The 10,654-nt window shown below is 67.0% G+C and carries 8 protein-coding genes; 3 read left to right on the top strand and 5 right to left on the bottom strand.

All coding sequences use genetic code 11. The annotated features are described in order from the left end of the window. Positions 1 to 355 precede the first annotated feature (355 nt). Complete coding sequence (locus tag V6M37_RS00590) at positions 356 to 1,291, bottom strand: AEC family transporter (RefSeq protein ID WP_332670006.1); 936 nt, start codon at positions 1,289 to 1,291, stop codon at positions 356 to 358. Positions 1,292 to 1,521: 230 nt separating this feature from the next. Here V6M37_RS00590 and V6M37_RS00585 point away from each other — a divergent pair, with 230 nt between their 5' ends. From V6M37_RS00585 to V6M37_RS00575, 3 genes are all read left to right on the top strand, one after another. Next, positions 1,522 to 2,796 (top strand): lytic murein transglycosylase, encoded by a 1,275-nt coding sequence (locus V6M37_RS00585; protein WP_332670004.1) that lies wholly within the window; start codon positions 1,522 to 1,524, stop codon positions 2,794 to 2,796. 965 nt (positions 2,797 to 3,761) lie between these two features. Next, the gene (locus tag V6M37_RS00580) at positions 3,762 to 5,099 is read left to right on the top strand and encodes a sigma-54 dependent transcriptional regulator (RefSeq protein ID WP_332670002.1); all 1,338 of its coding nucleotides are present in this window, start codon (positions 3,762 to 3,764) and stop codon (positions 5,097 to 5,099) included. A 52-nt stretch (positions 5,100 to 5,151) separates the two neighbouring features. Beyond that, the gene (locus tag V6M37_RS00575) at positions 5,152 to 6,543 is read left to right on the top strand and encodes an acetate kinase (RefSeq protein ID WP_332669999.1); all 1,392 of its coding nucleotides are present in this window, start codon (positions 5,152 to 5,154) and stop codon (positions 6,541 to 6,543) included. A 92-nt stretch (positions 6,544 to 6,635) separates the two neighbouring features. Here V6M37_RS00575 and V6M37_RS00570 read toward each other — a convergent pair whose 3' ends face one another. The 4 genes from V6M37_RS00570 to V6M37_RS00555 all read right to left on the bottom strand — a co-directional run bounded on the left by V6M37_RS00570 (position 6,636) and on the right by V6M37_RS00555 (position 10,427). Next, positions 6,636 to 7,682 (bottom strand): hypothetical protein, encoded by a 1,047-nt coding sequence (locus tag V6M37_RS00570; RefSeq protein WP_332669997.1) that lies wholly within the window; start codon positions 7,680 to 7,682, stop codon positions 6,636 to 6,638. Positions 7,683 to 7,691: 9 nt separating this feature from the next. After that, on the bottom strand, positions 7,692 to 8,303 hold the full coding sequence (locus tag V6M37_RS00565) for a C39 family peptidase (protein ID WP_332669995.1): 612 nt from the start codon (positions 8,301 to 8,303) through the stop codon (positions 7,692 to 7,694). 88 nt (positions 8,304 to 8,391) lie between these two features. Then, positions 8,392 to 8,775, bottom strand: coding sequence for a hypothetical protein (locus V6M37_RS00560; RefSeq protein ID WP_332669993.1), 384 nt, complete (start codon positions 8,773 to 8,775; stop codon positions 8,392 to 8,394). A gap of 65 nt (positions 8,776 to 8,840) precedes the next feature. Next, the gene (locus V6M37_RS00555; RefSeq protein ID WP_332669991.1) at positions 8,841 to 10,427 is read right to left on the bottom strand and encodes a hypothetical protein; all 1,587 of its coding nucleotides are present in this window, start codon (positions 10,425 to 10,427) and stop codon (positions 8,841 to 8,843) included. Positions 10,428 to 10,654: the final 227 nt, after the last annotated feature.

Below are 10,654 nucleotides of genomic sequence, written 5' to 3'. Positions count from 1 at the left end.
GTATCGGTCATCGTGCCGCCGGCATCGATGCCCATCACCTGTACCTGTGATGCCTGTAGGACTTCCATGGTTATCTCCATCTCCTCTTGATTAGCGAGTCGCCGTTTGCCGGCCCCCGCATGTCCTATTGCACCGGTCATGCCAGCGCGCGGACGCTGCAACGCAGCAGCCACGAGACCCGCGACTCAAAAAGGGGATGGAAAAATTCATTCTGCGCCGCACAAGGGGCGTGCGACCGATCGGGCCGGACGGAAAACGGAGGCGCGTTCGGAAGTCGAACGTTCGCGGATGGGCGAGCGCGGCGCGGGGAGGCGGCGGGCGGACGGGGTCCCCCCCCAGGGCGCCGTTCAGCGAATCAGCCGCGCAGCAGGAACAGCAACGCGGACAGCGTGACGATCGACACGACCGTCGACAGGAACACGGCCGACGCAGAGGTTTCGAGGCTCACGCCGTAGCGCTGCGCGAACAGGTACGGCGTGACGCCGGTAGGAAGCGCGGCGAGCGTCACCGCGACGGTCGCCCACAGCGGCGGCAGGTCGAACACTTGGCTCGCGAGCAGCCACACGAGCAGCGGATGCACGATTGTCTTCAGCACGACCATCAGCATCGGCTCGCGCAGCCTGCCGGCGAGCCGGTAACGCGTCAGCGACGCGCCGAGTGCGAACAGCGCGCACGGGGCCGCCGCGGCACCCATGCTCTTCACGACGGCATCGAGCGGACCTGGAATCACGGCGCCGAGCAGCGCGAACGCGAGCCCCGCGGTCAGTCCCCAGATCACAGGCGTGGTCGCGATGCTGCGCACGAGCCCGAGCAGCAGCTTGCCTGGCGACTGCTTGCCGCCCTGCGCGGTTTCGATCAGCGCCGTCGTCGGCGGCAGCATGATCAGGCTGTGACACGCGATCAGCACGAAGAGCGGCAGCGCCGCGGACGAGCCGTACGCGGTGACGACCAGCGGAATCCCGAGCATCCCGGTGTTCGAGAAGCCGGCGCCCAGCCCGAGCACCCCCTGCTCGTCGAGCCGGCGCCCGAAGAGCACCCGCCCGCCGAGCATCGCGAGGCCGAACACGCCGAACGCGCCGATGAAATACGACAGCAGGTAGCCCCACGGCAGGCTCGCGGGCAGCTCCGTCTGCGCAATCGCGCGGAACAGCATCAGCGGCAGCGCGAAGTTGAACACGAACACCGACAGGCCGCGGTTCGCCGCCTCGTCGAACAGGCCGAAGCGCGCCGCGCCATAGCCGAGCGCGAGCGTGCCGAACACCGGCAGAATGATTCCGAAGATGAGGTCCATGATGCGTTCCGTCCCGCTGCTGCACCGAACGGCGGAACTCGCGGGGCGGCAAGGATGCCATAAGTCCTCGCGGACCGACCGCGTCCCGCCGTTCGAGCGCGTACCATCCCCGAAAACGGGGTCTGTCCCCGGTTTCACGTTTAAAAGCATGGCCTGTCCCCGGTTTCACTGTCCCCGGTTTCACCCCCCGGTTTCACCCCCCGGTTTCACCCCTTTTTCGCCGACTGCCAATGACCCCGAAATCGCTGATCGCCCGCCTCGCGCTGCTCGCCGGCCTGTTCCCGCTTCACGCCGCCGCGGACCCATCGTTCGACGCGTGTCTGGTCGGCCTGCGCGACCAAGCGCAGGGCCGCGGCGTCGGGACGGAGACCTTCGACCTGCACACCCACGGACTCGAGCCGGATCTCGCCGTCGTCGGGTTTCTCGACTACCAGCCGGAGTTCCGCACACCGATCTGGGACTATCTCGCCGGCGCGGTCGACGAGGAGCGGGTCGCCGACGGGAAGGGGCTGCTGCGCGAATGGGCGCCGACGCTGCAGGCGATCGAGGCGCAGTTCGGCGTCGATCCCGCGACGGTCGTCGCCGTGTGGGGCGTCGAGAGCAACTTCGGCCACAACTTCGGCAAGCGCCCGCTCGTGACCTCTCTCGCGACGCTGTCGTGCTTCGGCCGGCGCCAGGACTTTTTCCGCGGCGAGTTCTTCACGGCGCTGAAGATCCTCGAAGAAGGCCACGTCGACGCCGCGCGCCTCGCCGGCTCGTGGGCCGGCGCCTTCGGCCATACGCAGTTCATGCCTTCGACCTTCACGCGGGTCGCAGTCGACTTCGACGGCGACGGCCGGCGCGACCTGATCGGCAGCATCCCCGACGCCCTCGCATCGACGGCGAACTTCCTGGCGAAGGCTGGCTGGAATCCGGACCAGGTCTGGGGCTACGAGGTCGCGATCCCGGACGGTCTCGATGCGGCGCTTATCGGCCGGCGCAACAAGCGGCCGGTGTCCGAGTGGGCCGCGCTCGGCGTCACCCGCCTCGACGGCAGCCCCCTGGGCGACAACGCAGCGCCGGCCGGGCTGCTGCTGCCGGCGGGCGACCCGGGCCCCGCCTTCCTCGTCTTGCGCAACTTCGATGCGCTGCACTCGTACAACGCGTCCGAAAGCTACGCGCTCGCGATCGCGCACCTTTCCGACCGCCTGCGCGGCGCCGGCAACTTTGTCACGCCGTGGCCGACCGACGACCCGCCGCTGTCGCGCGCCGAGCGTCGCGAACTGCAGACGCTGCTCGCCGGACGCGGCTATCGGATCGGCGAGATCGACGGCATCATCGGGTCGGCGACGCGCGAAGCGGTCCTCGACGTGCAGCAGCGCTATGGCTTCGAAGCCGACGGCCGTGCGGGCGCGAAGCTGCTCGAACAACTGCGGCACGACGCCATCCCGTCGGCCCCGTCGCCCGACACCGCTTCGCCCGACACCACATCCCCCGCGACCGCCCCCGCGACCGCGTCACCCTAGCCGATCGTCTCCGATCGCATCGCGCGCAATCGGCCTCGTCCAACCCGCAGCGCGCTCGACTTCCGTCCGTGCCGGCGACGGCGAAGCCGATCGGCGGCCGGCTGCACCGCTGCATGCGACCTCGACCTCGCCTGCGAAGGCGGGCCGGCCTTCGTCCGGTCACCGCGGCCGATTGGCCGTTTGTCGAGTTTTTTTACAGGTTTTCGCGGGGAATCTTTGCGTGGATTGCCCGCCCGACGATGAGCGCCCGTCCGGCGGCTGCGGCCCGGCGGGAAGATTCCGACGCGGTGCGTCATCGGCTGAAGCGGGTACGCTCTTTACGCTCTCGCCGCTGCGCCTGGCGAACGGACGGTAGCCGCACGCGCTGTGCGTCGCGCGCAATTCGGGGCTCGACGCGCCGGTTTTCGCGCCTGATTCCTGTCGGTGTTTTTGACAGCCTCGCACCCGCTAGCCCATTCGGACTCACCCGCCGGCTCCGCGCCGCGATTTGCGTCCCACCGCTTTGCTCGATTTCCACGGACGTAGTGCGTGTCCGATTTCCGGCGCCGACCCGCACCGGTTCCGTCTTCACCGCGAGGGCCGGGCCGAGTTTTTTGCGCGCTAGACGCTGACGGGCGCGGATCCGCCGAGAAAAACCGCCCATTCAACGCGGGAATCCCCGGCAAAGCCCCCCGTTACGGGGAATTTCGCCAGCAACAGGCGTTCGTCGCCATCGCTCGCCGCGCAGTCAGGATGACCCCGCTACCGCAGGGCACTCGCCAGAGCACGGTCACATCCGAGGATTCCGCTGAATCTCCGCAGCGCGCGTCGGCCGACAGTCCGACCGACGCCGAAGCGGCCCCGGAATATTTCCGCTTCGGCGGTTTTCCGTTCGAATTGGCACGTTCGTTGCGGACGAATGTTCTCGCCCTCCCACGCGCGGCGACTCCCGCACGTGCGCACCCGGAAGAGAGAGGAATCAGTCGATGGCGAAACGCAAGGGCTTGCTCCTGGATCAGACCGGCGACGTCGGCAAGGCGCTCAAGGCGCTCGACCTCTCCGATTGGGAATTCCAGGCGATCAGGACCATCGACGAAGCAAGGAAGACCCTCGCCGCCGACTCGCCGCTCGTCGGGCTCGTCGCCTTCGATTCCGCGCATCCGTGGCCCGCGCGCGAGATGGAGTCGCTGGTGTCGAGCTACGACGTCGAATGGATCGCGGTGCTCGGCGCCGACCTGCTCCGCAACCAGAGCCACGGCCCGATGATCCTGCGCAGTTTTCACGATTTCCACACGCTGCCGCTGGACCGGCAGCGCCTCGACGTGACACTCGGCCACGCGTACGGCAAGGCTGCGATCTTCAAGGCCCTCGACGACAAGAGCGTCACCCACGACGAAGGCCGTTTCGGCATGACCGGCCAAGACCCGAAGATGGCCGAGCTGTATCGGCAGATCGAGAAGATCGTCACCGTCGACGCGCCGGTGCTGATCGGCGGCGAGTCGGGAACCGGGAAGGAACTCGTCGCCGCGGCGATCCACCGCCATTCCGAGCGCGCAAAGCGTCCGTTCGTGACGATGAACTGCGGCGCGATTCCGCCGAACCTGATCCAGTCCGAGCTCTTCGGCTACGAGCGGGGCGCGTTCACCGGCGCCAACCAGCGCAAGATCGGCAACATCGAGGCGGCCAACGAGGGCGTGCTCTTCCTCGACGAAATCGGCGACCTGCCGCTCGACCTGCAGGCGAACCTGCTGCGCTTCCTGCAGGAAAAGACGATCGTCCGCGTCGGATCGACCGAGCGGGTGCGGGTGAATGTGCGCGTGATCGCGGCGACCCACGTCGATCTCGCCCGCGCGGTCGAAGCGGCGCAGTTCCGCGAGGACCTTTACTACCGGCTCAACGTGCTGCACCTGAAGGTGCCGCCGCTGCGCGATCGCGCGAGCGACATTCCGCTGCTGGCGGACCACATTTTCCACGAGCGGCAGCACCAGAAGAGCCCGCAGGTGCGCGGCTTCAGCTCCGAGGCGCTGCACGCGATGCGCGAATACACGTGGCCGGGCAACGTGCGCGAACTGATCAACCGCGTGCAGTACGCAATGATCATGACGGAGCACAAGCTGATCGGCGCGGCGGATCTCGGCATCCCCGCGCCCGAAGTCGCCGCCGGCAACCCGACGCTGGACGAGGCGCGCGCGACCGTCGAGAAGGAGATCATCGTCCGCAACATGCACAAGTACCAGAACAACGTTTCCGAAGTCGCGCGCCAGCTCGGGATCTCGCGCGTGACGCTGTACCGGATGATCGACCGCCTGAAGATCGATCTCTAGCACGTCGAAGAACGGCCGTTTCGTGCCGCACGGACACAGAGGGGAGGTAGCGATGAAGATGCGAACGTCGCGGCGACGGGCCGCGTTCGGCAACGGCCTTGCGGGGATCGTGCTCGCCACGTCGGGCGGTTTCGCCCACGCCGAGCCGGACGCGACCCCGGCTTCAGTCGATTCGTTGAAACAACGCGTCGAGGAGCAGAGCCAGCAGATCGAGCTGTTGAAGCGCAGCCTCGCCGAGCAGCAGGCGGTCCTCGACCAGATGCGCCGCTCGCTCGACATCGGCAGCCTTTCGGGCCGCGGCCCGTCGCCCACCGCGACGGCACCGTCGAGTCCTGCCGCCACCGGCACGCCAGCCGCTCTCACGAGTGCGCCGTCGATTCCGGCCGCGTTCGCGAATGCACCCTCCAATCCGGGCGGCCCGGCGGCGTCCCCCCCGCAGCAGGTCGCGCAGGCGTCCAATCCCATCGGCCGGACCCCCGGGCGCCGCGAAGTGAACCGTCCGCCCCCCGTCGCACCGATCTTCGAACAGCCGGGCGTACTGACCCCGCGGGACCAGTGGATCTTCGAACCTTCACTGCAGTACGCATACTCGTCGAGCAACCGCATCGCGCTGATCGGCTACACCATCATCCCGGCGCTGCTGATCGGCCTGATCGACATCCGCGAGGTCAAGAGCAATTCGCTTGTTGCGGCGGTGACGATGCGGCGCGGCATCACGAACCGATTTGAGCTCGAAGCGAAGATTCCGTACGTCCATCGCTGGGATTCGAGTCTCAGCCGCGAGGTTGCGTCCGGAAGCGCGAACCCCGAGGTCTTCGACACCGACGGCACCGGCATCGGCGACGTGGAACTGACCGGCCGCTATCAGCTCAACGACGGCGGTGCCGACAAACCGTATTACATCGCATCGTTGCGGTTCAAGACGCGAACCGGCAAAGACCCGTTCGAAGTGGAGATCGACCGGACCATACGGTCCACGACCGGCGGGACCGGCCTGCAAACGGAAATTCCGACCGGCTCCGGGTTCTATTCGCTGCAACCCGGCCTCACGGTGCTGGTTCCGTCCGACCCGGTCGTGTTCTTCGGCGGTATCAGCTACCAGTACAGCTTCAAGCGCGACGACGTGAAGCAGAAGACCAACGAAGGGAGCGTGCCGCTGGGTGAGGTGCAACCCGGCGGGGCCTTCGGCTTCAACTTCGGCATGGGTCTGGCGCTGAACGAGCGTTCGTCGTTCAGCATCGGCTACGACCACCTGTCGGTCGGGAAAGTCAAACTGAACGGGAGCACCGCAGCGACTTCCGTGCGCATCCAGCTCGGCACCTTGTTGCTAGGGTATTCGTACCGGCTCGACCCGACGCGGACATTGAACCTGTCGCTCGGCGCCGGCCTGACGGAGGACACCCCCGACCTCCAACTCACCTTGCGGATGCCGATCACGCTCTGACCGCTTCGCCGGCCCGGCTTCGCGAGTGGCCTTCGCCCGCAAGGGCCGCGCGGTTGCCTTCCCGCTCGTGGCTGCGGCCGCGACGCGGGGCTCTATCTCAGTAGCGATGAATTCACTGCATTCCTCAACGATTCCCCGAAGCGGCTCGCCTGCAGCATCTGCAGGCTGTTGACCTGCGCGTTGATCGTCGTGACAGTCTGGATCTTCTGGTTGTCAAGGCTGTTCTGAATGACTGTTGCGAACGCCCCGGATGCGAGCGCACCCGCGTCGAAGGTGTTGTTCGGCCCGTTCTGGATCACCGCGATGCTCGTCCCGACTGGCAGCGGCTGCACCCCGGCCGCCCCGCCGACAAGCTGGCCGAGGTCCGCAACATTCAGCGTCGTCGTACTCGACAGCTCGCCGTTGACATAGACAAGCCGTTCGATCCCAAACGAAAGCGCCAAGCCGCCGGGCGTCTCGAACCCGCCCCGCAATTCGCCCAGCGTATCGTCCGCGACGAGTTGGCCGGCAAACATTGGGAGCTCCACGCCCGTACCGGCGCCCGCGGGTGCCGTCAAGGGCAGGCCCGCGAACGGTTCAGGTGCGACGCGCGTCGGATCGACGGGCAGTGTCCTCTGCAAGTCCGGAAGGCGCGAGCCCGCGTTTTCGCCCGACCCCAGAACCTCCGGTTCCAGGTTCGGCACGGCGAACACTTTCGCCACGGCCGCGCGATCCGGCGTCAGAGGCGCTGGAAAGGTCCGCGTCCGCCCAACAGCTGTCTCCCCGGCAGTACCGGCGCCGGCCAGGGCGGACTTCGCCGCGTTCGCGTCGGGAACCGGCTCGAGCGACAGCACGTACTCGGCGAGCACGCGCGATATCGCACCCGGTCGTTCGCCGGCAGTGGACGTGGCCGCTACCGCATCGAACACTCCCGGGTGCGGCCGACAGCCGATTCCTTTCGCATCGAGCGGCCAGTTCGCGAGGGCCAGTAATTCGGCCGGCGGCATGTCGCCCTCGCACAGCGCCGGAAAGAAGCCCTCGACGACATCGTCGGCGCCCTGCGCATGCTCGAAGACACGCAGCGCAGGCACCGAAAGCCCCGCTCCGGTCACCGCGAGGGCGACCAGACCGACGATGTGATTTTTTTGCAAGATGATCATCGGATGGGCTCAAAAATCCATCGGGCCGCGGCGCAGCAGCAAGACGTCGACGCCGCCGCTCGCACCGATCGCATTACCGATCGGCGCCTTCGGTCTCACGCTCCAGTCGCGATCGTTGTTGAATTGCGCGAGATCGACCCGGTTGTTGATCACGAGCAGGATGCCGTTGGCCCAGTGTTTCTCGAAATCGCTTCGCGCGAGCACCCGCGTTCCCATCGCCGGGTCCCCGATGACGACTCGGCCCTCGCGTACGCCCTTGATCACGACAAAGTGCGAATAACCGTTCTCCCTGACGAGTGCGATCGCCGGCACCTTGGCTGCCGCCAGTTGATCCAGGTCGACCTTCACCCCTTCGGCGCGGAATCCCATCCCGTCGAGGTACAGCTTCATGTCGAGCATCGAAAAACCCTCGCGGCGGATCTTCGCCTGATCGCCGCGCTCGTACATGTGTTTGAAAACCGCGATTTCATCAACTTTCTTTCCGTATTGGTGCGTCAGCAGGGTCGCCACGGCGGCCGAACCGCAACTGAAGTCGTATTGCTGGCGAATCGTAGAAAGGAAGCGCGTGCCCTTGAGACTCGTGATCGGCACGGTGTAGCTTCCGCCTCCCGGGGCAAGCATCTGCGGCGCCCCTCCGAAAGCGGTCGCGCAGAGACAATGCGCAAGGGCGATCGATGAGAGCAGACGGCGGACATGCATCGCATCCTCGTCAATTCATATCGAGATTCACGATCGTGGCGTTCTGGATCAACACGCCGTTGCCGCTGTTCTGGATCACCATCGGCAGTCCGCTGGCGCCGGCGAGGGCACCTTCGGTGATGGTGTTGTGGCCGGTAGCGGTGTTCCACACGCTGACATCGTTCACCGTACCCACGGCGCGGATATCACTGAGATGCATGTCCGCTCCGCCTCGGTTCTCCGCCAGTTCCGCGTCATCCAGCACGGGGCCCGCGAACAGAACTTCCGTCGTCCTCGACGTGAGCGCATCGACGGGGGCGTCGTGAGGCACGGCTTCTTCCGCCCACGCCCGGCCCGTTCCGCCCAACGCGGCAACCGCGATTCCCAACGTCAGCAGGGGCAGTACCTGTTTCATGGCTCCTCCTCAGCTGCACCACTGGGCCGGAGGGACGCCCGTCCCGCCGGCCCGATGGCTGTCGCTTACTGAACCGTCAGGTTCGCCTGGACATTCACGCTTTGCTGCACGAGCGAGCCCATCCCGCTGTTCTGGGAAACGGCATTGATGCCGGCGCTGTTCGCGAGGCTGCTGCCGCTGATCGTGTTCGACAGGTCGAACGTGCCCGCGTCGACCATCATCGAGCCGCCTGCTCCGCCCGCACCGCCGGTGCCACCTTCGCCCGTTCCGCCATTGCCGGCGGCCGCGGTGTTCGTGCCACCGTCGCCGCCCGCGCCCGCGGTGTTCGAGCCGCCGTTGCCGCCGTTACCGCCGTTACCGCCGGTCGCGTTGCCGCCGGTCGCGTTCCCGGCCGTCGCGCTGCCCGAGGTGCCGCTGCCGCCGGTCGCATCACCCGCGGTCGCCGCACCTCCGGTCGCGTCGCCGACCGTCCCGCTGCCCGCCGTGCCGGCGCCGGCCGTCCCGGTCCCGGCAGTCGCGTTGCCCGCGGTCGTCGTACCACTGGTCGCCGATCCGCCTGCGCCGCCCGCACCGGCGGTGTTCGTCGAGGTGCCGCCGGCTCCGCCCGTGCCGCTACCGTCGCTGTTGCCGGCTGTCGCATCACCCGCGGTGCCGGATCCGCCCGTCGCGCCCGCGGTCGGGTCGGGGGTCGCGCCCGAAGTCGCGCTGCCGCCGTTGCCGCCGTTGCTCGCGGTGGACGCCCCGCCTGTCCCGGCGCCCGAGCCACCGTTCGAGTTCGCATCGCCAGCCGCTCCGCCTTCCGCGCCGGTCGAAGCATTGGCCGCGCCGCCAGTCGCGCCGCCGGCATTCGCCGCACCTACCATCGACTCACCACCCGTCCCGGCGCCACCAGTCGCGGCGCCGCCGCTGCCTGCGCCCGCGGTCGCGGTGCTGCCCGTCGCGCCACCACCGGTGCCGGCACCGCTTGCAGCCGCGCCGCCGGTTGCACCGCCGGCATTCGCCGCGCCGCCTGCCGCGCCGTTACCGCCGTCGGCACCCGATGCACTACCACCGGTGCCGCCCGCTCCGTTCGCCGAGCCGCCGAAGCCGTCGCCGCCGATCCCACCGTTGCCGGTCCCGCCCGCGGCACCGTTCGCATTGCCGTTGATCGTCGCGATGTTGCCGAGGCTATTGACCGTGATCCCGCTAACGGTACCCGACAGCGACGACATGGCCGTCACGGTCGTCGTGTTGAAGGCGTTCGTGAAGGTGGCGGTGGACGTGCCGCCGTTGTTCGCTGCTGCGGTCCCAGTTCCGCTCGCCGAGGCGGAGGAGTTGTCCGAGTTGTCGGAGTTGTCCGAGTTGTCGGAATTGTCCGAGTTGTCGGAATTGTCGGAATTATCGGAATTATTCGAGTTGTCCGAATTGTTCGAATTATCGGAATTATCGGAGTTATCGGAATTGTTCGAGTTGTCGGTCGAGGAATTGTCCGAACTGTCCGTTAGGGTGGCCGTGGAAAATTCGTTCGCCTGCGGGGCCGCGTCACCCCCCTGAGCCGCAGTGGCACTCGCCGTCTGCGTGTTGTCCTCACCGACGTCGTTTACATTGTTCGTCGGGTTCGCCCAGACCTGGCCGGCCACACCAAAGGCAAGCCCGATCGCCGCGGAAATCAATGTTTTTCTCATTGCACGTTCCCCTTGCTGAGCCAAAGCCGGCACCATGCCAAGCCCGGTACCGGAGGTGTCAGCAAGATCTGATCCAAGTCAAAAACAACGCGCAGACAGCTGTTTTAACTCGTTTTTTTTGTTTGGCGTTGCGAATCGAAGCGGGATCGAGGCGAAAACTGTTCAGCTTCTGTACAAGGATGCGGGGCAGCAATTCCGGCCCCCTTGAAGATTCC

Origin of the sequence: Aromatoleum sp. (assembly GCF_036675785.1) — a bacterium.
In the GTDB taxonomy this organism is placed as follows: domain Bacteria; phylum Pseudomonadota; class Gammaproteobacteria; order Burkholderiales; family Rhodocyclaceae; genus Aromatoleum.
Note: the sequence above shows the minus strand (reverse complement) of the source record. Positions and strands in the feature narration are given on the sequence as shown.

What these genes read in the sequence shown, in the direction of transcription:
- V6M37_RS00580 (WP_332670002.1), top strand. Translation starts at nt 3,762, where the DNA reads ATGGCGAAACGCAAGGGCTTGCTCCTGGATCAGACCGGCGACGTCGGC.
- V6M37_RS00575 (WP_332669999.1), top strand. Translation starts at nt 5,152, where the DNA reads ATGAAGATGCGAACGTCGCGGCGACGGGCCGCGTTCGGCAACGGCCTT.
- V6M37_RS00590 (WP_332670006.1), bottom strand. Translation starts at nt 1,291, where the DNA reads ATGGACCTCATCTTCGGAATCATTCTGCCGGTGTTCGGCACGCTCGCG.
- V6M37_RS00585 (WP_332670004.1), top strand. Translation starts at nt 1,522, where the DNA reads ATGACCCCGAAATCGCTGATCGCCCGCCTCGCGCTGCTCGCCGGCCTG.
- V6M37_RS00570 (WP_332669997.1), bottom strand. Translation starts at nt 7,682, where the DNA reads ATGATCATCTTGCAAAAAAATCACATCGTCGGTCTGGTCGCCCTCGCG.
- V6M37_RS00560 (WP_332669993.1), bottom strand. Translation starts at nt 8,775, where the DNA reads ATGAAACAGGTACTGCCCCTGCTGACGTTGGGAATCGCGGTTGCCGCG.
- V6M37_RS00565 (WP_332669995.1), bottom strand. Translation starts at nt 8,303, where the DNA reads ATGCTTGCCCCGGGAGGCGGAAGCTACACCGTGCCGATCACGAGTCTC.